The sequence below is a fragment of the Candidatus Bathyarchaeota archaeon genome (genome assembly GCA_018396705.1).
Taxonomy (GTDB): Archaea; Thermoproteota; Bathyarchaeia; order Bathyarchaeales; family Bathycorpusculaceae; genus DRVP01.
This window is the reverse complement of the sequence record JAGTQZ010000004.1, coordinates 318,565-341,612: the sequence shown is the minus strand read 5'-3', so window position 1 is coordinate 341,612 and position 23,048 is coordinate 318,565. Positions and strand designations below refer to the sequence as shown.

The following is a 23,048-nucleotide window of genomic DNA, read 5'->3' as shown; positions in this document are numbered from 1 at the left end:
TCCTTCTAAAGCTTTCATAACCTTTTTAGCCTTTTCGAACATGGGATCCGATAAATTCGAAGGCAAAACGTAAACGACATATCAATCCAACCCTTATAGAGTTCTAATAAAAATGGAGAAATTTGAGTATGAGTGTAACTGTAAAGTTCGTCGGAAGTTTACGCAACTTGACTGGAAGAGGTAGAATTACATTAAAAGTTGATGGAGAAAAAGCGCTAAAGGAGATTATAGACATGATTATCAAAGACTTTCCTAAAACAAATGTCTTGCTTGATCCAGAGTTGAAGAATCCGAAGCCAAACACTCTTATAATCGTGAATGAGAAGGAGATAAGCGTTCTAAATGGTTTAGAAACCATCATTAAAGATGGAGATGAAATAGTCTTTGTTCCAGTTTCTCATGGCGGATAAGTATGAAGACACCGTTGCAACTTATAACGCTGACTACGGATTTTGGATTGATTGATCCCTATGTTGCTGAAATGAAAGCGGTTATTTTGGGAATAAATCCCAATGTAAGAATAGTTGACATAACACATCAGATAGAGAAGTTCAACATTAGAAATGGTGCATTCGTGCTTGCCGCTGCATCTCAATATTTCCCAGAGGGCACAATACATGTGGCGGTTGTCGACCCCGGTGTTGGAGCGAAACGAAAACCCATCTTGATAGAGACTGCGAAAGACTTTTTCATAGGTCCAGACAACGGCATATTGACTCTAGCAGCAAAAAACCAAGGAATAAAACATATTTATGAAATAGCAAACCCAAAGTTTATGCTTCCCAAAATATCCAAAACTTTCCATGGGAGAGATATATTTGCTCCGGCAGCGGCGTTCCTTTCAAAAGGGGCAAAACCATCAGATTTTGGGCCGGAAATTCATAAAATTGTTACGCCAAGGTTCGCAAGAATCGTTAAAAAGGACGACACATTATCTGGTCAGGTTATTCATGTTGACAGTTTTGGGAATGTCATAACAAATTTCACAAGCGAACATCTTGAAGCTTTGGGTATCAAGGATTCTGTACATGTAAAGATAGGGGATAGGAAGTTAACATTAAGGCTTTGTAAGGCTTATGCAGACGAGAAAGCCCAAAGGCCTTTGGCTATAATGGGAAGCCATGATTTTCTTGAAATATCCATAAACATGGGTAACGCAGCCAAATTTTTTAACGTGAAAGTCGGAGACCCAGTTACACTTTATCGCTCTTTACAAGATCTCTGATTCTTTCATCACCACCTATCTCTTTTATGAAATCGGCTACGCTTTTGGGGACAAGTTCCTCCCAGTTTTCGCCCTTTAGCATTCTTTCTCTTATTTCTGTGGCGGAGTATATTTCGCGCTTATGAAAGCGTATGGATTTAACAGGGTATCCAGCTTCCATGAAGAGTCTACGCGTAAGCGGTTCGTTGGAGTAAACCACATCAAAGCGGGGGGCATAACCTTCAACGGCTGAAACCCAAACCATGTGGATGTGCACATCGGGCACGGGCACAATCCAGACGCGTCTTAGATCAATCCCTTCCTCTTCTAAGGCTTTCCTTATCATTACAAGCCTTTCGCTTGTTGTGAATGGGTTATTAATGCGATGACTGTATTGAGCGCTGCCAACAACGATTACAAGTTCGTCCACTTCGCTTAAAATTTCTTTTATTACATGGAGGTGTCCTTTGTGGAAGGGCTGGAATCTCCCAACAAAAAGCCCACGCTTAGTCATTGAAAATCGCCTCTTCACAGATTTAGATATCAAGCTTTTATTATTTGCGCCTATTTTTTACAAATTTTTCAGAACAAATTCCACTGGAAAAATTCGTAGAACACCGCCATTCACTTTAATTTCTTTAGTTGTTGTGTAGCCTCTCTTTTCACGTTTTAGAATCTCTAACTTTACATGCAAACCCCCGCCATACCCGCCTGGAGAAAAATCTGAAGCCACAACTCGATGGCATGGAATAAGTAGCGGAAAGGGGTTTGAGGCCATAGCTCGCCCAACAGCTCTAGGGCTTCCGCCAATAGCTTTCGCTATTGAGGCATAAGAAGACACGTAGCCAACGGGAATTAAAGAGGCAGCTTTAAGGACTTTCTGTGAATAGCAAGTTAAAAGATCTTCGGCAAGGGGAAACGTTTCACTGCAACCTTGGCCACCATAGATACCTGCAAGGGAATAGATTACTTTTTCAGCGAACTCCGTTGATTCTTCTGAATGTTGAAAAGGAATGTTAAAGGGGATGTTTTTAAGCAAACTTCTAAGAATCTGGCTCTTTTCGAACGCAAATGCTGTTGCGAAAATCTTCTCGCGTTCATATGCAACCCCAAACCATACGTTTTCAATCTTCTTGGCATAAAGCGCTAACATTTTGTTCCTCGTTAAAGTGTTAAGAGTTTGAAATATTTTAGCTCTTGTGGAGGTAAATGAAAGGAAGACAATCCATTTTAGACATTGCTGTGAGGCTGTTGTAAAATTGTTCAAGGAGCAGGGACCTTTTGCTCTGCCTTCGTGTTTTATTTCTTGGGGGGTTATCTGACACTGGATGGTGTTATTGATAAACTCTTGAGATTTTTGGAGCTGGCACTAAAATAGCCGTGTAAGCAGCGGTTATGGCGACTGACGTCAAGGAAGTAAATGAAGGCGAAGAGATAGCATCATGCGCAGTACATATAAAGGTTAGACACTGCGTTGATTATGAAAACAGCATGCAGTATGAACTTTTCGATGGTTTGAGGTTAAAGAAATCGTAGCTAAACCATCATGCCGTGTTAATAAGCTCCCGGAATTTGATATGAAAACTGAGAGGCGATTGTTCACAACTTCGAAGACATTAAGTTTAATAGGTTGCGTTCATATATCACGTGCAAAGGGTGAAAGATCGTGGAAAGAGAAGGGCAAATGCCTCAATATTTGTGGGTTCCAGGCGCCACTACGGTCGGCATAGTATGCAGAGACGGTGTCATATTGGCCTCTGAAAAGCGGGTTTCCTACGGGTATTTGGTTGTTAGCAGAGGAGGGAAGAAAGTCTTCAAAATAACAGATAATATAGGTGCAGCCTGCGCCGGGCTTGTATCAGACATGCAAATTCTGGTTCGCGAAGTTGAGGCTTATGCAAACCTTTACAGCATGGATGTCGGCAGACCCATATCAGTCAGGTCTGCAGCCAAGCTTATGTCTAACCTGCTTTTTGCTAATAGATTAGCTCCGTTAATAACTCAAACAATTGTGGGAGGCATAGATGATGAAGGCTCTTCACTATACGTTTTGGACGTTTTAGGTTCGGTTATACCAGACAAGTACGCGGTTGTTGGTTCCGGAACAGAGATCGCCATGGGAGTGCTGGAAGAAGGCTATCGGGAAGGCTTAAGCATAGAAGAGGGAAAAAACCTCGTCGTCAGAGCTATAAAATCCGCCATTAGTCGAGACATTATGAGCGGCGACGGCATCGACTTTCTATTTATAACAAAAGACGGAACACGCGAGGAATCCATAAAGTTCTAGAAGGGTTAATCTCCATTGTCTTTCGACCTTAGCCTAGAGGAAGGAAAACTGCTGGTTGGGCTTGCTAGAAGAGCCGTAGAAGAGTACCTAAAAACTAGAAAACGCATTCGATTGCCGGAAGGACTTCCACAGAAGCTTATGCAACCATGCGGAGTTTTCGTGACGATAAATAGTGTTAAGGGAAGAGAAAAAGAATTACGGGGATGCATCGGCCTTCCCTACCCAACAACACCTTTGGCGGAGGCTGTCATAGAATCTGCTATAAGCTCGGCAACCCAAGACCCGAGGTTTTACCCCTTATCTCTAGAAGAGTTAGACGATGTGGTTTTTGAGGTCAGCGTGCTCACACCCCCACAACTAGTGGAAGTGAAAAGTCCAAGCGAATACCCATCGAAAATAAAAGTGGGTGTTGATGGGCTGATCATAGAAAGAGGTTTCTACAGGGGACTTTTGCTTCCTCAAGTGCCAGTTGAATGGAGTTGGGATGAAGAAGAGTTCCTATGCCAATGCTGTTTGAAGGCCGGACTCCCACCGGACTGCTGGCTTATGAAAGGCACAAAAGTCTACAAGTTTCAAGCTATAATATTCGAGGAAGAAAAACCAAAAGGCGAGGTTAAACGTAAAGCCCTCACCTAAACCGTCTTACTTTCAACCGTCCTGTGCAACTTTTTCGATAATGTTAACAGCTCTGTCAACGCCTTTAAACTTGCTAGCATACTGGTTTAACCTCTGCACGTTTTTCTTGTAAATGTCTATGTTTTTCTCCATCCCACCAATGGCTTGAGCCAATTGACTCTCGTTCTTAGCGATTATGGAACAATGCATGTCTTGCAGTTTCTTTGCATTTGCAAACTGCTCGAGCTGAGTTGGGATACATATACTCGGTTTTGCATACTTCACAACTTCAAAACAAGTGTTGTGTCCTCCACTGAAAATCACAAGCTTAGCGTTCGCCATAAACTCGTTTCTTTCCTGTGGTGAAAGCCACGTGTAAACTACGCAATTTCCGATTTTTGCCATCCTTTTTTCGCCATGTTCTCCAAGGCTGACTATACTTTTTGTTCTCAAGCAACTTAAAACTGGAATAATAATTCGTTTCAATCGAGCCCTTGTTCCAGCCGGCCCGCTTATTGGAGCAAAAATATGGTTTTCTCCACCTTTTACAGACGTTATCTCAATAAAGCTTCCTACAAATTCAGTTTTGTCCGCAACTCCGACATCTTCCAGATTGCCTAAGTTGTATTCGCAAATGGTGTATGGTGGAGGGATATCTGGAATAATTATTTTTGAACAGCTTCTCACATAGCGTTCAGTGAATCTTTCACCAGGAATAAGCAAGGGAGAAAAACCGCAGCTTGGGCGAATAAAATTTGTTACATATACCGAGGGATAACGCCATCTCCAAGCTAAACGTAGTGTGTGTAGATCACCGTCCGATATAATTACATGAGGCTTTATTTTCAGAATGTTTCTTCTGAGGTCATAGTAACGATGCATTGTTTCTATGCCACTTGGGGATTTTATTTCGAGCTTCCTATTTTCTGGGTTAATACGCAGCAACGGAAAAAAGATGTTTAAAATAGAAGCAGAAAAAACTATGCCATAGGCGTTTTCATACCATCTGACAGGCGTGCAATGATAAACATTTTTAAACTCCCTTTTTAGAAGAGTATAGGCGTTTCCTCCGGAGAAAAAGAAAAGCTCGTTTCCCTTTGCTGCTAGCTTTTTTCCCAAAATCATAAGCCTAGAAACATGCCCTAATCCGAGCTCTGAGCAGCTTAGCATTAAACGCATAATTCATAGTGAGGCTTATGCCATTTATTTTGGTTGCTCTGCAAAATTGTTAAATAAAAAGCAAAGGGATGATAAAACGGTAAATTATGTTCCTCCCTAAAAAAGTTCTCGAAGAAAAGCTCTTACAGATGCTTACAGAAGACCTTGGGCAAGGTGATGTAACGTCATCCCTAATAGTTCCAGAAGGTTGCACTGCAGAAGCGGAGATAATAACCAAAGAAGCAGGAATAGCTGCGGGAATAGAGGAAGCAAAAGTGCTTCTTGAAAGTTTAGGCTTAAAATTTGAATCTTACGTTAGAGACGGTGACGAACTAACACCTAAACAAGTTTTGTTAAAGGTTTACGGGGACGCAAGAACAATACTCTCGGCTGAGCGCACTCTTCTCAACATTTTATCGCGGATGAGTGGCATAGCCACGGCGACGAGAAAGCTTATAGAGAAAATCCAAAAAGCGGGATATAAAACGAAGGTTGCTTGCACAAGGAAAACTGCGCCTGGACTACTATACTTAGATAAAAAAGCTGTCGCCACTGGCGGAGGAGACACGCATAGACTTCATCTGGACGACATGATTCTGATAAAGGACAATCATATCGCCATAGCCGGAGACGTTAGAAAAGCTGTTAAAGCGGTCCAGGAAAAAACCTCTTTCAGCAAGAAAATCGAGGTTGAAGTGGCTAAAGTTGAAGATGTTCTCAAGGCTGCTGAAGCCGGGGCAGACATAATAATGCTTGACAATTTTTCACCAGAACAAGTGGAAGAGGCTATCAAACTCTTGAAAAAAGCTGGATATTATGGAAAAGTGATGTTAGAAGCCAGCGGTGGCATAACGGCAGACAACATCCTTGATTACGCTTCGAAAGGAGTAGACATTATAAGTTTAGGTGAAATAACCCATAGCATAAAAGCTCTAAACATAAGCTTGGAGATCACAAACGTTGAGAAGACTAGGTGAAGGCTTTTATTAGCGCTATTTCAATGAAGGCAGCCACCAGCAGTATCACCGCGCATATAGAAATCATAATACATGCATTTATGATTTCCCTTCTCCAATTATGCCTTATAATACGCCAGCCCAACCAAACACTTTCAGCAAATGCCGCAGAATATGCTAAAAACTCAAGCCAAGTGAAAGGGAAAAGGAACAGCAACAAAAAAGCTAAGCGGGGATCTACACCGTTGCAGATGCTTTGTGCAGCAATCACAACACCAGTGCTATAAAGCACATAAACCCCAAATATAGGTCCAATAAAGGGGACAAAAAAGGACAGACACAAAACAAAATTGTTGCCGAAGATTAAAGTGGCTCCACGAAACAGATCGGCGGTTGAAAGGTAGTCTTGCATCTCGCCAAGTTCTTCGTTTATCTCAGATGCCTCCCTCTCGGTGAGTGGAGTCGAAACACCCGCAACCGTCACAGCAATCGAAACAAGGAAGAAAATCAATACCGTGAGAATGCGTTTCACTTTTGTTGGAAAGCCTTTCCAAATGCTTGATGTCAACTTTTAAACTCCTCCAATCATGTTAGGTTAGAGGGGGTTATTTTCAAAGTTCTGAACCCCCTTGCGCATGGATTCAATATCTCGGTAATATTAACTTTTTTCAAAACTCCGTTAGTGTCGGTCGCGCAGCCTAGAACATCGTGTTCCGCCGCCATTAAAGAGTAAACATACACTTTGTCGCCTAATATTTTTGGTTGACATTTCAACGGAAGCCCAAGTATTAACGGTTCATTCTGCTTTAGTGTTTTTTCTGAAGCATATATTATGGCATGAGCCCCAGCTGTCAGTTCAGCAATTCTCACTGGGATACTTGCCTTTCCTATGGCTAGGACATCTACGCCATATTTCTGCGAAATCTCTCCAGAGATTTTCCTAAGCTTGGGCAGAATCTTTACAAGGTTGCTTCTTGCCCTGCTAGAGATTTTCATGTTAGAAAATTGTATTGGGGAAAGCTGTTCAAGGGAGACCGCCCCAAGAGACATGTCAAGATGAATAACATCCGCTTCCGCCTCTACTTTTGCAAGCAGTTGTTTACACAATTCAGCTTCATGCAGTATAACCTCGTGGCTGTTTTCAGCATCCGCAAAAATCGGCTTAGCTAAACATTCGCTTGGTTCTCTGTAAGGAGACTTCACTAAGACGGCGGCAGTTGCCACGATAGTTAATGGTTCAAACTTCTCGTTTAAAATAGCCGAAGAAGAATCAGCGGCAACTATCCTCAATGATTCCACATCTCATTAATAAACCGTATAGGAATTTAGCTTTTACCGCTTTATCCATGAGGAAAACTTGAAGCCTTAAGGTGAACGCCCAAAACAAAAAGCTCCGAGCTTCTCGCCCTACTAGCTTTCGGCTTTATAACTTTCACCTCTCTAAAATACCGTTTAACTTTAGCTACAAAGTCGTCAAGCATGTCGCCTTGAAAAACCTTCACAAAAAAGTTACCGTTAGGCTTAAGGATTTCAAGAGCTATTTCCAAAGCTTTTTGAGCTAAATCAATCTGACGAGCGTGATCTAACTCCCAAATTCCAGAAATATTTGGTGACACATCTGAAATAACTACCTCAGCCTTTTTAGGGAGTTTTTCACAGATTTGCCCAACTATTCCCTCCTCAGTTATGTCACCGATAATCGTCCGTACATTATGTTCTGAAAACGGTTCTACAGGCTTTAAGTCAACCCCCAAAACAAAACCTTTTGATCCAACAATTTTTCTTGCAGCTTGGGTCCAGCCGCCCGGTGCAGCGCCCAAATCTACAACAACGTCGCCCTTTTTTATGAAATGATATTTCTCTGCCGCTTGAAACAGCTTGTAAGCCGCTCTTGAACGGTACTTTTCTTCTTTCGCCTTCTTATAGTAATAATCTCTTTTGCGTTCTTGAATCCAAGCTTTGGGCAAGACTAGCTGTCACCTAAAATGTTTTGTTTGGATTCGGCAATGTGGAAAAGCCATTCAGTAAGTCTTTCACAGCCTTGTGGTGTAACGTTGCCCGTGGGCCCGCATTTTGCACTGTCAGGACACATTACGCATGGACAGTCAACTATAGAATTTATTGACGCGGGAAGCCTTTTCGGATAAAGTCTATAAGTCCATCTGCCGTTGCGGAGTTCCTTTTCGCGTCGAATAAGCCCTTTACTCTCAAGTTTTAGGGCTATTCTTGAGCCCTCCCTGCTGCTTGCACCCAACTTCCGCCATAATTCAGACTGCAGTAAGCCATCGTTTCCAGCATTCATTATTATTTGCAACGCTTTCTGTTCTAAGTCGTTGGGTTTCGGCATCTTACCCTTTCAATCTCCACGCAAATATATAGGCATTCTCAAATAAAATATGCTCATCCGAACATAAAATAATTTAGGTCACAGTTGGGGTTAGGATTCTAAAATGAGACTGAAAAAAACTAGTGACGGCTACTGCTTAGGAATAGAAAGTACAGCTGACGATTTCAGCGTTGGAATTGCCACTTTTAGGGGCGAAATACTAGCTAACATAATAAACGCCTACATCCCGCCGGAGGGGGGCATTCATCCAAGGGAGGCCGCGCAACACCATGCTGAAGTCGCAGGCAAAGTTATTGAAGAAGCCTTCAAAACAGCCGGCATAAAACCAAAGGATTTAACGGTTATCGCGTTTTCACAAGGTCCAGGGCTTGGACCTTGCTTGAGAACTGGTGCCACCGTGGCTCGGGCGTTGGCCTCTTATCTACGTGTTCCACTTGTCGGTGTTAATCACTGCATAGCTCACATTGAAATAGGAAAACTGAAAACTGGAGCGGTGGATCCGGTTACGCTTTATGTCTCAGGCGGAAACACTATAGTAGCGGCTTTTGACGCTGGTCGGTACAGAGTTTTTGGCGAAACATTAGATATTGCTTTGGGAAATTGTTTAGATGTTTTTGCAAGAGAAGCTGGACTAAAGCAAAAGCCCGGAGAGCCGTTTGGAGCCGTTATTGAGAAACTCTCAAAAAGCGGAAGGCAATTTGTACCATTGCCTTACACCGTCAAAGGTATGGACATGTCTTTTAGTGGACTTTTAACAGCTGCCATAAAAGTCCTCCAAAAAGGCGAGTACAGGTTGGAAGACTTGTGCTATAGTCTCCAAGAAACAGCATTTTCAATGGTTGTTGAAGTTACTGAAAGAGCCTTAGCCCATACAGAGAAAAGGGAAGTATTGTTGACAGGCGGCGTCGCTGCAAATAAAAGGCTTCAGGAAATGGTGCACTCCATAGCGGAAGAGCATAACGCCAGATTCTGCACCGTTCCAAGCGAATTCGCCATCGACAATGGAGCTATGATCGCGTGGACTGGTGTTTTGGCATTCACTCACGGTGTTACAACACCTATAGAGGAAAGTTTCGTACGACTAAGATGGCGTCTGGAAGAGGTTGAAGTCCCTTGGGTGAAATGAGTCGGTTGTTTCTCATCAAAAAGGGCGCAGAGGCACATTTATTTCTTACAGAGTGGCATGGCAAAAAAGTCGTGTTGAAAATACGCTTGCCCAAAAAGTATAGAATCCCAACGTTAGATGAACGAATTAGAACATATAGAACCATCCATGAGTCCCAATTACTGCATGAAGCGAAAAAGGCTGGGGTGCCAACTCCGACAATATTTTTTGTTGATACAAAAAATTCCACGATAGTAATGGAGTTTATTGATGGAAAACAACTAAAACAACTGCTTAACGAAGTTACAGAGGAGAATAGAGTGCGTTTATGCCGTAAAGTTGGCGAGTTAATCGGCAAACTCCACAAGTATGGAATAGTTCATGGTGATCTAACGACCTCAAACATGATTCAAAGAGCAGACGGAAAAATTTTCTTTGTGGATTTTGGTTTAGGTGAAAAGACAAATGAGCTTGAGGCTAGAGGGGTGGATCTCCATTTAATGAAAAGGGCTTTGCAAAGCACTCACTTCAAGTTTGCAGAAGAATGTTTTAAAAATGTAATTGAAGGATATGCGAGTGTTTTTGACGCTGAAACGGTGAAAAACGTTTTAGATAAGATTAGGGAGATAGAGATGAGAGGCAGGTACATAACTAAAAGGAACAAAGGCGAAACGTGATCGTAAATGACTTTCCAATTAAAAGGTAAAGTTGTATTTTTTGCTACGAACAATATTAACAAATTCAATGAGGCACGCAAGGTTCTAAGCCGCTACAAAATAGCCGCAGGCATGTTAAGGGTGAAAACTCTTGAAATTCAAAGCGATAGCCTCGAGGAAATTGCAAAAACAAGCGTTGTTCACGCTTTCCAACACTGCCGCCTCCCGGTCATAGTTGAGGATGCCGGTCTATTTATAGAGGCCTTAAACGGTTTCCCCGGACCATATGCAGCATATGTTTACAAAACCATCGGAAATGAAGGTTTGTTGAAGATTATGAAGGGAAACGCCAACAGGAGGGCACTTTTTCAATCAGTGGTGGCCTACTTCTCTGAAGAGTTGGAAACTCCTATTTGTTTTAGGGGAGAAGTCGTTGGAGAAATAACGGAAAATATACGAAGTGAATGTTCAGGCTTTGGTTTTGATCCAATTTTTAAGCCCATGGGTAGCGAGAAAACTTTTGCTGAGATGAGTGTGAATGAAAAGAATAAGTATTCGCATAGGGCTAAAGCCCTCCGGAAATTCTCGAAATGGTATAAAAGCTTAAAAATTTAAAATTGAACTGTTAAAAATTCGTGGAGGTTTTCCTTTGAATGAAAAACAAGACATTCCAAAAGAGGTTGTAATAGCGCCGAACGAGAAGGTTCTCATGATATTGAAGAGGCATTATGTCTCATATGTGACTGTCGCAACCATAGGTCTCATAGTAATATGGTTTATCACAGCCAGCATTACACTAGCGCTGCCGCCGGAATACGGATTGATCAAATTTCCAATGCTAGTATTCGTGTTTCTGGTTCTTCCAGTTCTGGTTTATGGCTTAGGCTACATCTACGTCAGAGGACACCGTTACATAATCACAAATGAACGCATAATAATGTTCAGAAAATTCATTGGAATTCTAATGAGAACCGTAACCCACGACAAGATTACAGATCTAATTGTGAACCAAGGGCCTATTGGAAGACTTTGCAATTACGGTAGAATCTCTCCAATTACAGCTGGCATGATTATGCCTATGGGAGCGGCAATTTTCTCAATTTCAGGTGTTAGAAATCCATATGAAGTTAGGGACGCCATTGCAAAGCTTGTGAAGGAAACTCAATCGAAAGGGTAGAAAGCTGATGGAAGCAGCGAAGCTTACCCAGAAGTATGTAAAACTCCTTCGAGATGAAGAAGTTTTAATGACGCTGCAGAGACGCTATCCTTCTGTATTCTCATCTATTCTATCAACAGCTGGATTCATGCTTCTCGTATATTGGTGGTCGATTGTCCGCTATATTGTTCAGTACTCCGGCTTTTTGATGGAAACGCTGTTCACTCTCATTTATAGTGTGATATTTGCTATTGTCTGCGTTTTCGTGTTAATGTTGCTTCTCGGCTACTTTTACGTTAGAGGACATCTTTACATTCTGACCAATAGACGCATAATTCTGTTCAGAAAATTTGTCATGATATCCGTGAGAGAACTAACATACCATGAAATAACAGACCTTATTGTGAATCAAGGGCCTCTTGCTAGGTGGTTAAATTATGGTTCCATAACACCGTTAAGCCCCGGGGTTAGAGGTTTATACGCTCTTCCATACCCTTATTTTAGAAAACCGTCACATGCAAGAGTTGAATTAAAGGATGTTAGCAACCCGTTTAAAATTGTAAGTCAACTATTCGATTTAACAAGAACTCATAGTTCAGATGAAAGTTTAAATCGAAGGTCTTAAATATCCGTCTATCCTCGCTCTTACAGAGTCCACGGGGTAAGTATGCCGAAACAGGAAAAGGGAAAATCCCATTCAACCAGGCCGGTAAGTAAGCGTCCACCAAGCTGGTGCAAGTATCAGCCTGAAGAAGTAGAGGCATTGGTTATTAAGCTGGCTAGGGAAGGCCATCCCCCAAGTAGAATAGGCACGATTTTAAGGGACCAGTATTCAATTCCACTTGTTAAACCGTTGACCGGAAAGCCCATAACACAAATTCTCCGCGAAGCAGGACTTGCACCTCCCATACCTGAAGATTTAGGAAATCTTCTCAAAAAGGCCGCACGACTTTCAGCCCACCTTGAAAAGCATAGAAAAGACCTTCATAATAAGAGGGCTCTTCAGCTAATTGAAGCCAAGATTCACAGGCTGGCAGATTATTATAGGCAAGAGGGAATATTGCCTCCAGAATGGAAGTATGAGCCTAAAGCTGCCTCCATAGCGTAAGGGCAAATGTTTCATTCATGCAAACACTAGGTTTTTTAACTTACTATTCTAAGTGAAACCTCACAGACACTACTGTGATGAGAATGACGCTAAGTGAGGAACAAATTTCCAGCTTCTTCGAAAGCGTCTCAAAAGCATCTCAAATAATTTTAGAGGCAGTCAAGGAAGATAGTTACATCCACGTTTTTTCCCATCTAGACGCAGATGGTGTAGCTGCAGCGGGAATCATCTGTAAAGCTTTGTATAGGCTGGACGCAAGATTCCGTGTTAGAATAACTCAGTGGGCTGACGAGAAACTCGCAAATGAAATTCTTAAAGAAAAGCCCAACATTGTCATTTTCACGGACCTAGGAAGTGACTGTGCAAACATTTTGAGACGCAAAACCCAAGAAATGAAAGTCGTCGTTTTAGACCATCACCAAATGGGCAGCGAAGCACAAAAAGAATTTCCATGCGTTAATCCACATCTTCACAACATCGATGGAGCACGGGATATAAGTAGTTCAGGCATAGCTTATTTTGTTGCAAGGGCGTTGAACAAAACGAACATGGATTTGGCTCCAATAGCTATTGTAGGAGCACTCGGAGATTTGCAAGATAAGTACGATCAGCGAATGTTAGGCGGTTTAAATGAAATAATAGTTAACGATGCTAAAAACCAAGGACTGCTAGCCGTTGAAAAAGACTTGATATTTTTTGGAAGAGAAACACGCCCAATTCATAAAACTTTAGCGTCCACAACAAACCCATTTATTCCCGGAATAAGCGGTGAGGAGGACAAAAGCCTAGCCTTCCTAGTCAGCCTTGACATTAAACCAAAACACAACGACAAGTGGCGGGCCTTAAGGGACCTCACAGAAGATGAAAAGAAGAGACTTTGCACAGCCCTAGCAGACTACCTACTGTCGAAGGGGTTACATTATAAGGTATCTGACCTCATAGGACACGTTTATACACTAACACATGAGGAGCCTTGGACGCCATTAAGAGATGGAAGGGAGTTTGCCGTCTTGCTTAATGCAACTGGGCGCATGAATAAACCAGGTGTAGGCATCGCAGTATGCATGGGTGATAGAAGCGCAGCTCTCGACGAAGCAAACAAAATTCTAGATGAATACAGGCGAACCATCAATAAATATCTCGGATGGCTTATGGAGAAACCTGAAAGAATAAAAGAGCTTGAGAACATCTACGTTATTTACGGCGAAGACTTCATAGATGACAAGATAGTGGGTGCTATATCCTCCATTCTCTCAACATCGTTACCGAAACCAGACAAACCCCTAATCGCTTATGCAAACGTGAAAGAAGAGGGATTGATAAAGGTGTCCGCTAGAACAGTGGATGCCGTTGTTGCAAAAGGCGTTAACCTTGGGGAAATCATGCAAATAGCGGCTGAAAAGTGTCTTGGAAAAGGCGGGGGCCACGATGTGGCAGCAGGGGCGCAGGTTCCCATCGAAAACGTGGAAACTTTCATTAAACTTGTTAATGATCTAGTTGGCAGGAAGCTGAGTGGAGAAAAAATTGGAAGCTGAAATAACGATTCTTTATGAAGATGAAGAGACTGCTAGGGCAATTACGGAAGCGGTTTCTCCGGACAATAACAAATTGCCAACGGGTTTATACGTAAGAACCGAAAGGAGGAATAGTACTGTCTGGACTTATATAAAATGTAAAAAAGGCTTCAAAACATTTATTGCAACGGTTGATGATTTGCTGTCCACCATTTCGACGGCGGAGAAAACTCTAAGAATCGCACGGAAACTTGAATAATAAGATCACATATGTACTTCTCTATACGGCAGTGAATGTGAATGCTAGACATAAGGCTTATCAGAGAAAACCCTAAACTCGTGAGAGAAAACCTCGCAAGAAGGGGTGACCCTGAATACCTAAAGATGCTTGATGAGCTTATTGAATGCGACAAGTTATGGCGACAACATTTAACAAGGCTTAACGAGCTACGACGTGAAAGGAACAAAGTAACCGCTGAAATTGCAGCAGCTAAAAAAAGGGGAGAAGACGTAACTGCCATCCTTGCAAAGGCTAAATTGGTGGATAGGGAAATAGAAACGCTTGAGGGACTTGTTGCTGAATATGAAGGTAAAGTACGCAACTATCTCATGTTGCTTCCAAATCTTCTCCACGAATCAGTTCCAATCGGCAGGGATGAGACAGAAAATGTCACCATCAGAACATGGGGAGAAATACCGAAATTTGATTTCACGCCCAGAGACCACATCGATTTAGGTTTAAGTCTAGATATAATGGATATTGAAAGAGCTGGAAAAGTTGCGGGTGCCAGATTCTTCTATTTGAAAAAGGAAGGTGTACTATTAGATATGGCTTTGATGAATTTTGCCTTAGAAGAAATGATTAGAAAGGGATTCACACCTATTGAGCCCCCTTTGCTTATGAGACGCAGGCCATATGAAGGTGTTATAGCACTCGGCGACTTCGAAAACGACCTTTACAAAGTTGAAAGCGAAGATCTATACCTGATCGCTACCTCGGAACATCCAATGGCAGCCATGTATATGGATGAAATCTTGAAGGCTGAGGAATTACCCATAAAATTTGTTGGAGTAAGCACAAACTTTAGAAAAGAAGCTGGAGCTCACGGCAAGGATACACGGGGGATATTCCGCACCCACCAGTTTAACAAGGTGGAACAGTTTGTTTTTTGTAAGCCAGAAGATTCTTGGAAAATTCATGAGGAACTCTTGAGAAACGCTGAGGAGCTTGTACAAAAGCTCGGTTTACCTTACCGGGTTGTCAATGTTTGTACCGGCGATATTGGAAAAGTTGCCGCCAAAAAATACGATATAGAAGTCTGGATGCCCGCTCAAAATGCTTATAGAGAAATAATATCATGCAGTAACTGCACAGACTACCAAGCGAGGAGACTTAACATTCGCTACAGAGAAAAAGAGGGCGAACCGCCCAAAGGCTTCGTACACACATTGAACTCCACAGCACTGGCTACTGGAAGGACTATCGTCGCCATCTTAGAGAACTACCAACAAGAAGACGGTTCCGTGATTATTCCAGAAGTTTTGAAAAAATACATGATGGGCGTAGAGAAAATATCTCCAAAGAAGTAAAGTTTAATATTCTACGATGCAACTTTCTCCGCTAAATGGAGGGCCGCCGTGTCTGCAAAAAAGGTTCGAGACAAATGGCGTAGCAAAACATGGTATATGATAGTGGCACCACCATATTTTGGAAATGTGGAACTTGGGTCGATTCCAGCAGATGAACCGGGGAAGCTTATCGGAAGGGTTGTGGAGTCAACCCTCTATGATATCACAGGAGATTTCTCTCACCAATACCTGAAAATCTATTTTCAAATAACAAGAGTTGATGGAAAAAATGCGCACACCATGTTTAAAGGACATGAATATTCAAGGGATTATCTGCGAAGTCTGGTACGTCGAAGAACAACAAAGGTTGACGGTATATTTAACATTGTAACAAAAGATGGATATAGGCTTAGGATCGCCGTCTGCGCTTTCACCCTTTCAAGGATTAAAACTTCACAAGAGGAAGCGATACGCAAAGTTATGGCAAAGATTGTTGAAGAAAAAAGCAGAACTTTAACAATGGACCAGTTTGTCCAAGAAATGGTTTTGGGAAAAATCGCTTCAGACGTTTATAATGAGGCAAAGAAAATTGTTCCATTGCGACACGTTGGTGTCAGGAAATCTAAACTTTTAACTCAAGTAGTCCAGGCGCAAGTACCTCTTCAAAGCGTAGAACAAACTTAACCTTTAACAAGGTTTTCGCCATATTCATAGCCCTTTTCAAAAGCCTTTAAATTCAGTTCTTCTGTCTCTTTTGGAACATTAGCTGCTATTGACTTTTTTATAGCTTCCTTGTCCACAATACCAGTTATGGCAGTTAACGCCCCGAGCATGACAGTGTTTGCCACAATCTTATTTCCAAACTCCTCTGCTATCCGCGTGGCAGGTACACGAAAAATTTTCACGTTTCCAAGCTTTTTCTCATTGGGAATCATATCTGGATCAAGGATTATTATTCCGTTCTCTTTCACGTTTCCTGCGTACTCGTTGTAGGCGTGCTGGGACATTAGAACCAAAATGTCAGGTTCCATGACATTTGGAAAATCTATTTCACCGTCCGAAATTACAACCTCCGACCTACACGCGCCTCCACGTGACTCCGGCCCATACGACTGAGTTTGCACGGCGTGTTTTCCGCCATATATGCATGCCGCCATGGCTAGCATAATCCCAGATCTTATTATCCCCTGTCCGCCGAAACCTGCAAACATTATTTCTAAGCGCATTTGGCTCACTTCTGTACATTCATGATTTGAGCAATTTTTGTGTAGAGCAACTGTTCATATGTCGGCTTCTCTATGTCTACAAATTCCCCAACAACAATTTTTTCAGGTGTTATTTCCGCCTTCGCCGTGTCTGAGAAACTCGCTGTTACAGAGGCTTTTCTGAACCATTCCATCATTTCTAGACCCGACTGCATCTTGTTGCGGCGTCCATAGATTTCTGGACATGGTGATACAACCTCTATGAAGGAAAATCCCCTCCGTTGGAGTAGCTTCTTTATCGACATCGTCAACATGCGCACATGCAGCGTTGTCCACCTAGCTACATAGGTCGCCCCGGCAGCCGCTGCAAGATGTACAAGGTTAAAGGGATGTTCTATATTGCCATAAGGAGTTGTAGTGGTTAAGGCTTCCAGCGGTGTTGTCGGTCCCGCTTGACCGCCAGTCATTCCATAATTGAAATTATTTGCACAAATAACCTTTATACCAATGTTTCTTCTCGCTGCATGGATAAAATGGTTTCCGCCTATAGAGAATAGATCGCCGTCGCCGCTTATAACCACCACTTCTAGCTCTGGTTTTGCAAGTTTGACGCCGGTGGCAAAGGCTATTGGCCGACCATGGGTTGTGTGGAATGAGTCCACGTTTATATAACCAGCTGCCCGCCCTATGCAACCTATTCCGGAAACTACCACAAGTTTATTTAAGTCTATTTGCAGCTCGTCCAAGGCATGTATAAAGGCGTTTAAGATTATGCCGTTTCCACATCCAGAACACCAAATGTGAGGCATCATCGCAGCTCTCAAATACTTTGCGAATGGATGCTCAACAATTTTCGCCATTAACTGTGCCTCCTCAATGCTTCAAAAATTTCAAGGGGTGTATGGGGCGCCCCTCCAAGCTTTGGAACAGGATATACCGGCGTTGTTTTTGCAACCCTTTCAACCTCCCGCACCATTTGGCCGCAGTTCATTTCTGGAACGATTATGGCTTTTGCATTCGCCGCCGCTTCCACCACATGTTTTTCAGGAAAAGGCCAGAGGGTGATTAAGCGAAGAAGCCCAGCTTTAATCCCTTGGTCTCTAGCTTTTTTCACGGCGCCAAGGGCGGCTCTGGCTACTATTCCATAAGCAACAACTAAAACTTCTGCATCATCTAAGAATGCTTTTTCTACACGAACTATTTTGTCAGCATTCTTTCTTATCTTGTCGCACAACCTGCGGACAAGCCTTGTTTGAACTTCAGAATCTTGTGTCCGTGGGTAACCATACTCGTCATGAGCTAAGCCTGTCGCATGAAAACGGTATCCCTCACCAAAGCACGCCATTGGCGGAACCAAATCGTCGTCTGGCATAAAAGGCATGTACTTACTTGGCGGCATGTCCGGTTTTTTACGGTTAACAACTTTTATCTCTTCAAGTGGCGGTATGACCACTTTTTCCCACGTGTGGGCTACAGCTTCGTCCGTAATTATGAAAGTTGGAACACGATACCTTTCAGCTAAGTTAAAGGCCTCAATGGTTAAGTTAAACATTTCCTGAGCTGACGATGGAGCTAGGGCTATTATTTCATAGTCTCCATGGGAACCCCACTTAACTTGCATAACATCCTGTTGTCCTGGAAGTGTTGGTTGCCCGGTGCTGGGACCACCCCGCATAACGTCCACAATAACACATGGAGCTTCGGTCATAACGGCTAAACCGATATTCTCTTGCATTAGGCTAAATCCGGGTCCAGATGTGGCAGTCATGGCTTTTAACCCTGCGTAAGAGGCACCTATGACGGCTGCTATCGAAGCTATTTCGTCTTCCATTTGAATGTAGATTCCGCCAACCTTCGGCATTCTAGAGGCTATATGCTCAGCTATTTCGGTTGCTGGTGTTATGGGGTACCCGGCGAAGAATCTGCATCCAGCGGCTATGGCGCCCTCCGCACATGCAATATCACCGCTCATGAAATGCACGCCAGATAAAACAGCTTTTTTTTCAGCCACTTTCAACATCCATCCTTGCATTGTTTTTCTTTAACGAAAATTGCAAAATCTGGGCAAACAGCCATGCAGAAACTGCAAAGGATACACGCTTCCTCGTTAACGACCCTAGGGGGATGAACCCCTCTCGTGTTAATTTCATCCGATTCTTCTAAGACCCTTTTAGGGCAGTAATATATACAATAACCGCATCCTTTACACTGATTTTTTAGTATGTGGACTTCAGCCTTTGATTTGGAGGCTTTTTCAGTCTCTAGGGATATTTTCCAGAATTTTGTTGTCATTTAGATGCCTCCAACCCTGCCAAAACTTTTGTAGATTTATTCCGTCATTATTTCGCGCGTTTCTCTGAAGAAGAAACACATTTATTTTAGGCATTGTTGCTTTTGAAATGTTTGAGTTTGAATTTACTGCTTGGTTTATGTAAGTTTGCAGATCGGGTCCTTCATACATTTAATTTTCGCTCCTATTACCCGGTTCTAATATAGCAAGTTATCTTTTATAAATTGGAGATTAAATAAATCTGCAAAAGTGAGGGGCGCAAATGAAAGAAATAAAGGTTGTTTTGTACGGAGTCGGAGCCCTCGGTAGTTTAATTGCTAAGGCTTTATTGGAAAGGAAGGGCTTGAAAATTGTAGGCGCTGTGGATGTAGCAAAGGATAAGGTAGACAAGGATTTAAGCGAGGTATTGGGCTTAAAAAAGCGACTTAATGTAAAAATTTACAGGAATGTTGACCGTTTATTTTCAGCAACAACAGCTGATGTAGCGATTCATGCAACTTCATCCTATCTTAAAGAAACTTATCCGCAAATAGTTTCACTAATAGAACACGGAGTAAACGTAATATCTACTTGTGAGGAACTTGCGTATCCGTATTATTCAGAGCCTAAAATCGCAGAAGAGCTAGATGCCTTAGCCAAAAAGCATAATGTAACGGTTTTAGGGACGGGGATAAACCCAGGTTACCTTATGGATACTCTTGTGATAACCTTAACTGCAGTCTGCCAGAAAATAGAAAAAATTGAGGCGATTAGAGTGATGAATGCCGCCACGAGGCGATTGCCCTTCCAGAAAAAAATAGGTGCAGGGCTAACCGTGGAGGAGTTCAGACAAAAAATTGAGGCTAAGGAGATTACAGGACATGTGGGACTTGAGCAGTCTATTTCCATGATCGCCGACGCTCTAGCATGGGAACTGGAGAAAGTAGAAGCTGATTCGGTCGAGCCAGTGATTGCAAAGGTTCCAGTGAAAAGTGAAGCAGTAAAAGTTGAGGCTGGAAAAGTAGCTGGTTTAAGACAAGTTGCACGAGGTTTCATGAAAGGCAGAGAAGTAATAGTTCTAGATTTCCAAGCTTACATTGGCGCCGAAGAAGAATACGACGCCATAAGGATTACGGGTGTGCCAACAGTTAACCAAAAGATACAACCATGTATTCATGGAGATGTAGGCACGGTTGCATTGATGATTAACACTATTCCAAAAGTGCTTAACGCGCCAGCCGGATTGCTCACCATGAAAGATTTACCGGTTCCTTCAGCCGCGTTGGAAGACATGCGAAGATACATAAAAAGTGACTTAATAGCTAAAAACTAAATAGTAGATTGCCGCAGAATATTTTTGCCATAATTTCAAGCTGTGATGCAAAATGTGTGCTAAATATGTTCACGAAAAGGGCACATTGTCCCTTGAGAAGTTGCTTGCAGAAGTAAAAAATAAACCGGACTTTCAAAAGGCAGGTGCCATAGCCATTTTCGTGGGTGTTGTTCGTGGAGAAAACATGGAAGGCGAGAAAGTTCAAAAGCTGGAGATAGAGGCTTACGAGGAAAAAGCCGATGAGGTTTTATCAGGGATACGTGAAGACTTAAAAATGAAAAAAGGTGTTGTAGACGTTCAAATTCACCATTTTTCCGGCGAGTTCAATGTGGGTGAGGATCTTGTTTACGTTTTAGTTGCAGGTTCTCATAGGGAAAATGTTTTTCCAGTTTTAAGGGAAGCCGTTGAAAGATACAAGAAGGAAGCCCCAATCTTTAAGAAGGAGTATGTTGTCGCACGAAACGGAAAAATAAAAGCTTACTGGGTTGCCGAGAAAGAGGAAAGGTAATTTTGAAAAGTGTTATTAAGCAATCCATAAAATTATGTGACGGGATGAGAAGTCTTGGAAAGTAAGAGTTATGCATGGTTTGAAAGAAGGCGAAGAGCCAAAGCCCTGGACCTAGCGCAGGAACAAATCACAAAAGCTCTTGACACTGTAACGCTTCTCCATCAATCCATGCAAAAGATGGTTGAAAACAACAAAAAGGAAGCTATGCAATATATAGAGAACATTTTCAAAGTTGAAAAAGAGGTTGACAGACTGCGAACGGAAGTTTTCAAGGAGCTTTCCAAAGGTGTGGCGCTTTTTGCAGAATACCGCGAGGATTTAATGCATTTAGTGAAAAGGCTTGACACTCTGGCTGACCACGTGAAAGACGCTGCAAGATGCATAAAGATGCTTGAAGAAGCAAAAATACCAAAAGAGCTATGGGAAAGCACAGCCCGTACGACAGCTTTCCTTTTAAACTGTGCTCACGCTTTGAGAAGCAGTATTGAAAAAATTGCAGTTGACTCTGCTGCAGCCATAAGTGGGGCCAAAAAGGTTGAAGAAATTGAAAAGAAAATAGATGAAGAATATTTAAAAACAAAAGCTTTGTTCATTAAGCATGGACGGGAAATAGACAGCGGGTCCATGGTTATTTTCGATGATTTAGTGGAATTTATTGAGCATGCTGCTGACATGTGTGCGGATACGGCCGATTACATAGTGATTCTCTCAAGTCGAGAATAGCATTCCTCAGCTTTTTAATTGGCTGGTTTTTGATATTACCTTTCCAAGAGCAAACGATAAGATCAGGATAAGAAACACCCCTAAAAAGCCTGCAATCAAAGTTGAAAGATATGGATTCTCAACCGTTGGAAGAACATAATCGGGCATTAGTCCAGTCCATAGAGGCTCGTGTTCTCTGACGCCAAGAGCTTCAGCTACTGTTTCCAGCCCATCCGGATAAGATGAGGTGAAAGGCAACAGAACCACAAAACCAGCTAGTATCAGTATCAAAGCTTTAACGTATCCGCTCAAACAGCATCCCTCCTGAAAAAAGTTAAACCATTTAGGACAACCGCTTGAAGCTTGGAAAGTTGAGTTATAAAAGTTGTTGTTATTATTGCCTCGCCAAATCCAATTAAGGCATGCCAGAAAAGCATTGTTGGAACCGTCACAGCAACGCCACCAGCTTGCGAGAAAGCTGGGGACACACCTATTTCTAAGCCGCATGCCAAAGCTCCTAAAACAACTGAAAGCCATGAAGCTGCAAAAACTCCCATGACAAAGCGTTTGCCTCTTATATTGTTGCCTGCGATAAGCTTCGCTAAGAAAAAGCTTAACCCACTTATTATAGCCATATTAAAAATGTTTGCACCCAAAGCAGATATTCCCCCATCCGCAAAAAATAACGCTTGTATCAACAAAACAATGGTCATGCTTATGACAGCCGCATAAGGTCCAAGAACAACGGAGAGAAAAGTGCCACCAACCAGATGCCCACTAGTTCCGTAAGTTATTGGAAAGTTGATCATTTGTGCCACAAAAACGAAAGCGCTGGAGACGGCTAACAACGAAGCGAAAGATTTTGGATAAGCAGCCTTAACCTTTCTCCAACACAAAACAAGAAAAGCCACAGATACAACACTCATTAAAACTGAAACTTCAAGACTTAAATAGCCGTCGGGTATGTGCATTGCAACACCTGTAATACTTTTAATAACAAAAGTATTACTTAATAAACCTTACTTACAGAAACAACGAACCAAAACAACGGTCTCAAGTTTTAGCACTATGGGGCCTACGCTCATTTATTTTCTTATGAACAGCTCCTCCGTGATTATTGAGCTTAAACGACAATGATTAATAGTAAATTAGTGCGGGGGGTGGGATTTGAACCCACGAACCCCTACGGGACAGCCGCTCCGCGAAGCTTTTGGACGAGCCTCGCCTCAGGGCTGCGCCTTTGGCCAGGCTTGGCAACCCCCGCACTTGTATCTTGCTATCTTTAACTTATCAGTAGAATTAAGTTTTCCCTTTCTTAGGCTTAACGGGTTTACAATACAAAAAGGGAGGACGCTT

At 42.4% G+C, this 23,048-nt stretch carries 32 protein-coding genes and 1 tRNA gene; 19 read left to right on the top strand and 14 right to left on the bottom strand.

Translation table 11 applies throughout. The features are described from left to right. Nucleotides 1-128 precede the first annotated feature (128 nt). Together KEJ24_05605 and KEJ24_05600 are read left to right on the top strand one after the other, a co-directional pair. The gene (locus KEJ24_05605; protein ID MBS7647292.1) at nucleotides 129-410 is read left to right on the top strand and encodes a MoaD/ThiS family protein; all 282 of its coding nucleotides are present in this window, start codon (nucleotides 129-131) and stop codon (nucleotides 408-410) included. 2 nt (nucleotides 411-412) lie between these two features. Beyond that, on the top strand, nucleotides 413-1,225 hold the full coding sequence (locus tag KEJ24_05600; protein MBS7647291.1) for an S-adenosyl-l-methionine hydroxide adenosyltransferase family protein: 813 nt from the start codon (nucleotides 413-415) through the stop codon (nucleotides 1,223-1,225). Here the strand turns inward: KEJ24_05600 and KEJ24_05595 are convergent. Together KEJ24_05595 and KEJ24_05590 are read right to left on the bottom strand one after the other, a co-directional pair. Next, nucleotides 1,194-1,718 carry a nicotinamide-nucleotide adenylyltransferase gene (locus tag KEJ24_05595; GenBank protein ID MBS7647290.1) on the bottom strand — a complete coding sequence of 175 codons (525 nt, stop codon included), beginning with the start codon at nucleotides 1,716-1,718 and terminating at the stop codon, nucleotides 1,194-1,196. The genes KEJ24_05600 and KEJ24_05595 overlap by 32 nt on opposite strands. A gap of 57 nt (nucleotides 1,719-1,775) precedes the next feature. Beyond that, complete coding sequence (locus KEJ24_05590; GenBank protein MBS7647289.1) at nucleotides 1,776-2,357, bottom strand: methylated-DNA--[protein]-cysteine S-methyltransferase; 582 nt, start codon at nucleotides 2,355-2,357, stop codon at nucleotides 1,776-1,778. Nucleotides 2,358-2,599: 242 nt separating this feature from the next. Here KEJ24_05590 and KEJ24_05585 point away from each other — a divergent pair, with 242 nt between their 5' ends. From KEJ24_05585 to KEJ24_05575, 3 genes are all read left to right on the top strand, one after another. Continuing rightward, entirely contained in the window at nucleotides 2,600-2,740 is a 141-nt protein-coding gene (locus tag KEJ24_05585) for a hypothetical protein (GenBank protein MBS7647288.1), read from the top strand. 148 nt (nucleotides 2,741-2,888) lie between these two features. Next, nucleotides 2,889-3,491 (top strand): archaeal proteasome endopeptidase complex subunit beta, encoded by a 603-nt coding sequence (gene psmB / locus KEJ24_05580; protein ID MBS7647287.1) that lies wholly within the window; start codon nucleotides 2,889-2,891, stop codon nucleotides 3,489-3,491. A gap of 15 nt (nucleotides 3,492-3,506) precedes the next feature. Further along, nucleotides 3,507-4,127, top strand: a complete 621-nt coding sequence (locus tag KEJ24_05575; protein MBS7647286.1) for a TIGR00296 family protein — start codon at nucleotides 3,507-3,509, stop codon at nucleotides 4,125-4,127. Nucleotides 4,128-4,139: 12 nt separating this feature from the next. Here KEJ24_05575 and KEJ24_05570 read toward each other — a convergent pair whose 3' ends face one another. Then, on the bottom strand, nucleotides 4,140-5,225 hold the full coding sequence (locus KEJ24_05570; GenBank protein ID MBS7647285.1) for a hypothetical protein: 1,086 nt from the start codon (nucleotides 5,223-5,225) through the stop codon (nucleotides 4,140-4,142). Nucleotides 5,226-5,371: 146 nt separating this feature from the next. Here KEJ24_05570 and nadC point away from each other — a divergent pair, with 146 nt between their 5' ends. Then, entirely contained in the window at nucleotides 5,372-6,241 is an 870-nt protein-coding gene (gene nadC, locus KEJ24_05565; protein MBS7647284.1) for a carboxylating nicotinate-nucleotide diphosphorylase, read from the top strand. Here nadC and KEJ24_05560 read toward each other — a convergent pair. The 4 genes from KEJ24_05560 to KEJ24_05545 are packed head-to-tail and all read right to left on the bottom strand — an operon-like array spanning nucleotide 6,234 to nucleotide 8,567. Next, complete coding sequence (locus KEJ24_05560; protein MBS7647283.1) at nucleotides 6,234-6,788, bottom strand: stage II sporulation protein M; 555 nt, start codon at nucleotides 6,786-6,788, stop codon at nucleotides 6,234-6,236. The genes nadC and KEJ24_05560 overlap by 8 nt on opposite strands. Before the next feature lie 17 nt (nucleotides 6,789-6,805). Continuing rightward, the gene (locus KEJ24_05555; GenBank protein ID MBS7647282.1) at nucleotides 6,806-7,510 is read right to left on the bottom strand and encodes a DUF4152 family protein; all 705 of its coding nucleotides are present in this window, start codon (nucleotides 7,508-7,510) and stop codon (nucleotides 6,806-6,808) included. A gap of 50 nt (nucleotides 7,511-7,560) precedes the next feature. Beyond that, complete coding sequence (locus KEJ24_05550) at nucleotides 7,561-8,187, bottom strand: RlmE family RNA methyltransferase (protein ID MBS7647281.1); 627 nt, start codon at nucleotides 8,185-8,187, stop codon at nucleotides 7,561-7,563. Nucleotides 8,188-8,189: 2 nt separating this feature from the next. Further along, nucleotides 8,190-8,567 (bottom strand): transcriptional regulator, encoded by a 378-nt coding sequence (locus KEJ24_05545; protein ID MBS7647280.1) that lies wholly within the window; start codon nucleotides 8,565-8,567, stop codon nucleotides 8,190-8,192. Nucleotides 8,568-8,670: 103 nt separating this feature from the next. On the opposite strand from KEJ24_05545, the gene kae1 reads away from it, so the two are divergent. From kae1 to KEJ24_05495, 10 genes are all read left to right on the top strand, one after another. Beyond that, nucleotides 8,671-9,693, top strand: coding sequence for a N(6)-L-threonylcarbamoyladenine synthase Kae1 (kae1, locus tag KEJ24_05540; protein MBS7647279.1), 1,023 nt, complete (start codon nucleotides 8,671-8,673; stop codon nucleotides 9,691-9,693). Between the two features lie 5 nt (nucleotides 9,694-9,698). After that, nucleotides 9,699-10,349 (top strand): Kae1-associated kinase Bud32, encoded by a 651-nt coding sequence (locus KEJ24_05535; GenBank protein MBS7647278.1) that lies wholly within the window; start codon nucleotides 9,699-9,701, stop codon nucleotides 10,347-10,349. 6 nt (nucleotides 10,350-10,355) lie between these two features. Next, complete coding sequence (locus KEJ24_05530; GenBank protein MBS7647277.1) at nucleotides 10,356-10,943, top strand: XTP/dITP diphosphatase; 588 nt, start codon at nucleotides 10,356-10,358, stop codon at nucleotides 10,941-10,943. Nucleotides 10,944-10,977: 34 nt separating this feature from the next. Next, the gene (locus KEJ24_05525; protein ID MBS7647276.1) at nucleotides 10,978-11,505 is read left to right on the top strand and encodes a PH domain-containing protein; all 528 of its coding nucleotides are present in this window, start codon (nucleotides 10,978-10,980) and stop codon (nucleotides 11,503-11,505) included. Nucleotides 11,506-11,512: 7 nt separating this feature from the next. Further along, nucleotides 11,513-12,109, top strand: a complete 597-nt coding sequence (locus KEJ24_05520) for a PH domain-containing protein (protein ID MBS7647275.1) — start codon at nucleotides 11,513-11,515, stop codon at nucleotides 12,107-12,109. A 42-nt stretch (nucleotides 12,110-12,151) separates the two neighbouring features. Then, nucleotides 12,152-12,592 carry a 30S ribosomal protein S15 gene (locus tag KEJ24_05515; protein MBS7647274.1) on the top strand — a complete coding sequence of 147 codons (441 nt, stop codon included), beginning with the start codon at nucleotides 12,152-12,154 and terminating at the stop codon, nucleotides 12,590-12,592. 83 nt (nucleotides 12,593-12,675) lie between these two features. Then, the gene (locus KEJ24_05510) at nucleotides 12,676-14,127 is read left to right on the top strand and encodes a DHH family phosphoesterase (GenBank protein ID MBS7647273.1); all 1,452 of its coding nucleotides are present in this window, start codon (nucleotides 12,676-12,678) and stop codon (nucleotides 14,125-14,127) included. Further along, the gene (locus tag KEJ24_05505) at nucleotides 14,117-14,365 is read left to right on the top strand and encodes a hypothetical protein (protein ID MBS7647272.1); all 249 of its coding nucleotides are present in this window, start codon (nucleotides 14,117-14,119) and stop codon (nucleotides 14,363-14,365) included. Before KEJ24_05510 ends, KEJ24_05505 begins: the two co-directional genes overlap by 11 nt. A gap of 41 nt (nucleotides 14,366-14,406) precedes the next feature. After that, nucleotides 14,407-15,696, top strand: coding sequence for a serine--tRNA ligase (gene serS, locus KEJ24_05500; GenBank protein ID MBS7647271.1), 1,290 nt, complete (start codon nucleotides 14,407-14,409; stop codon nucleotides 15,694-15,696). A gap of 48 nt (nucleotides 15,697-15,744) precedes the next feature. After that, nucleotides 15,745-16,359 (top strand): 30S ribosomal protein S3ae, encoded by a 615-nt coding sequence (locus tag KEJ24_05495; protein MBS7647270.1) that lies wholly within the window; start codon nucleotides 15,745-15,747, stop codon nucleotides 16,357-16,359. Here KEJ24_05495 and KEJ24_05490 read toward each other — a convergent pair. Genes KEJ24_05490 through KEJ24_05475 form a run of 4 tightly spaced genes read right to left on the bottom strand, consistent with a single transcriptional unit; the run spans nucleotide 16,356 to nucleotide 19,172 of the window. Further along, nucleotides 16,356-16,901 carry a 2-oxoacid:ferredoxin oxidoreductase subunit gamma gene (locus KEJ24_05490; GenBank protein MBS7647269.1) on the bottom strand — a complete coding sequence of 182 codons (546 nt, stop codon included), beginning with the start codon at nucleotides 16,899-16,901 and terminating at the stop codon, nucleotides 16,356-16,358. The genes KEJ24_05495 and KEJ24_05490 overlap by 4 nt on opposite strands. Nucleotides 16,902-16,906: 5 nt before the next feature. Continuing rightward, a complete protein-coding gene (locus KEJ24_05485; protein MBS7647268.1) occupies nucleotides 16,907-17,740 on the bottom strand; it encodes a 2-oxoacid:ferredoxin oxidoreductase subunit beta in 834 nt (277 codons plus the stop codon). Then, nucleotides 17,740-18,900 (bottom strand): 2-oxoacid:acceptor oxidoreductase subunit alpha, encoded by a 1,161-nt coding sequence (locus tag KEJ24_05480; protein ID MBS7647267.1) that lies wholly within the window; start codon nucleotides 18,898-18,900, stop codon nucleotides 17,740-17,742. Before KEJ24_05480 ends, KEJ24_05485 begins: the two co-directional genes overlap by 1 nt. Further along, nucleotides 18,894-19,172, bottom strand: a complete 279-nt coding sequence (locus KEJ24_05475; protein MBS7647266.1) for a 4Fe-4S binding protein — start codon at nucleotides 19,170-19,172, stop codon at nucleotides 18,894-18,896. The genes KEJ24_05480 and KEJ24_05475 overlap by 7 nt, the downstream gene beginning before the upstream one ends. 260 nt (nucleotides 19,173-19,432) lie before the next feature. Here KEJ24_05475 and KEJ24_05470 point away from each other — a divergent pair, with 260 nt between their 5' ends. The 3 genes from KEJ24_05470 to KEJ24_05460 are packed head-to-tail and all read left to right on the top strand — an operon-like array spanning nucleotide 19,433 to nucleotide 21,713. Continuing rightward, a complete protein-coding gene (locus KEJ24_05470; protein MBS7647265.1) occupies nucleotides 19,433-20,482 on the top strand; it encodes a Gfo/Idh/MocA family oxidoreductase in 1,050 nt (349 codons plus the stop codon). Nucleotides 20,483-20,534: 52 nt separating this feature from the next. Further along, entirely contained in the window at nucleotides 20,535-20,990 is a 456-nt protein-coding gene (locus KEJ24_05465; protein ID MBS7647264.1) for a molybdenum cofactor biosynthesis protein MoaE, read from the top strand. Between the two features lie 54 nt (nucleotides 20,991-21,044). After that, the gene (locus KEJ24_05460; protein MBS7647263.1) at nucleotides 21,045-21,713 is read left to right on the top strand and encodes a DUF47 family protein; all 669 of its coding nucleotides are present in this window, start codon (nucleotides 21,045-21,047) and stop codon (nucleotides 21,711-21,713) included. Nucleotides 21,714-21,719: 6 nt separating this feature from the next. Here KEJ24_05460 and KEJ24_05455 read toward each other — a convergent pair whose 3' ends face one another. The 3 genes from KEJ24_05455 to KEJ24_05445 form a co-directional block, all read right to left on the bottom strand. Further along, a complete protein-coding gene (locus KEJ24_05455) occupies nucleotides 21,720-22,004 on the bottom strand; it encodes a PDGLE domain-containing protein (GenBank protein MBS7647262.1) in 285 nt (94 codons plus the stop codon). Then, nucleotides 22,001-22,663 carry an energy-coupling factor ABC transporter permease gene (locus KEJ24_05450; GenBank protein ID MBS7647261.1) on the bottom strand — a complete coding sequence of 221 codons (663 nt, stop codon included), beginning with the start codon at nucleotides 22,661-22,663 and terminating at the stop codon, nucleotides 22,001-22,003. The genes KEJ24_05455 and KEJ24_05450 overlap by 4 nt, the downstream gene beginning before the upstream one ends. 181 nt (nucleotides 22,664-22,844) lie before the next feature. Continuing rightward, nucleotides 22,845-22,956, bottom strand: a tRNA-Leu gene (locus tag KEJ24_05445). Between the last annotated feature and the right edge of the window lie 92 nt (nucleotides 22,957-23,048).

Bases quoted from the DNA above. Each gene is read 5' to 3' on its own strand.
- KEJ24_05595 (MBS7647290.1), bottom strand. From the start codon at position 1,718: ATGACTAAGCGTGGGCTTTTTGTTGGGAGATTCCAGCCCTTCCACAAA.
- KEJ24_05510 (MBS7647273.1), top strand. From the start codon at position 12,676: ATGACGCTAAGTGAGGAACAAATTTCCAGCTTCTTCGAAAGCGTCTCA.
- psmB (MBS7647287.1), top strand. From the start codon at position 2,889: ATGCCTCAATATTTGTGGGTTCCAGGCGCCACTACGGTCGGCATAGTA.
- KEJ24_05450 (MBS7647261.1), bottom strand. From the start codon at position 22,663: ATGCACATACCCGACGGCTATTTAAGTCTTGAAGTTTCAGTTTTAATG.
- serS (MBS7647271.1), top strand. From the start codon at position 14,407: ATGCTAGACATAAGGCTTATCAGAGAAAACCCTAAACTCGTGAGAGAA.
- nadC (MBS7647284.1), top strand. From the start codon at position 5,372: ATGTTCCTCCCTAAAAAAGTTCTCGAAGAAAAGCTCTTACAGATGCTT.
- KEJ24_05590 (MBS7647289.1), bottom strand. From the start codon at position 2,357: ATGTTAGCGCTTTATGCCAAGAAGATTGAAAACGTATGGTTTGGGGTT.
- KEJ24_05520 (MBS7647275.1), top strand. From the start codon at position 11,513: ATGGAAGCAGCGAAGCTTACCCAGAAGTATGTAAAACTCCTTCGAGAT.
- KEJ24_05475 (MBS7647266.1), bottom strand. From the start codon at position 19,172: ATGACAACAAAATTCTGGAAAATATCCCTAGAGACTGAAAAAGCCTCC.
- KEJ24_05600 (MBS7647291.1), top strand. From the start codon at position 413: ATGAAGACACCGTTGCAACTTATAACGCTGACTACGGATTTTGGATTG.
- KEJ24_05515 (MBS7647274.1), top strand. From the start codon at position 12,152: ATGCCGAAACAGGAAAAGGGAAAATCCCATTCAACCAGGCCGGTAAGT.
- KEJ24_05485 (MBS7647268.1), bottom strand. From the start codon at position 17,740: ATGGCGAAAATTGTTGAGCATCCATTCGCAAAGTATTTGAGAGCTGCG.
- KEJ24_05480 (MBS7647267.1), bottom strand. From the start codon at position 18,900: ATGTTGAAAGTGGCTGAAAAAAAAGCTGTTTTATCTGGCGTGCATTTC.
- KEJ24_05605 (MBS7647292.1), top strand. From the start codon at position 129: ATGAGTGTAACTGTAAAGTTCGTCGGAAGTTTACGCAACTTGACTGGA.
- KEJ24_05585 (MBS7647288.1), top strand. From the start codon at position 2,600: ATGGCGACTGACGTCAAGGAAGTAAATGAAGGCGAAGAGATAGCATCA.
- KEJ24_05470 (MBS7647265.1), top strand. From the start codon at position 19,433: ATGAAAGAAATAAAGGTTGTTTTGTACGGAGTCGGAGCCCTCGGTAGT.
- KEJ24_05490 (MBS7647269.1), bottom strand. From the start codon at position 16,901: ATGCGCTTAGAAATAATGTTTGCAGGTTTCGGCGGACAGGGGATAATA.
- KEJ24_05530 (MBS7647277.1), top strand. From the start codon at position 10,356: ATGACTTTCCAATTAAAAGGTAAAGTTGTATTTTTTGCTACGAACAAT.
- KEJ24_05545 (MBS7647280.1), bottom strand. From the start codon at position 8,567: ATGCCGAAACCCAACGACTTAGAACAGAAAGCGTTGCAAATAATAATG.
- kae1 (MBS7647279.1), top strand. From the start codon at position 8,671: ATGAGACTGAAAAAAACTAGTGACGGCTACTGCTTAGGAATAGAAAGT.
- KEJ24_05465 (MBS7647264.1), top strand. From the start codon at position 20,535: ATGTGTGCTAAATATGTTCACGAAAAGGGCACATTGTCCCTTGAGAAG.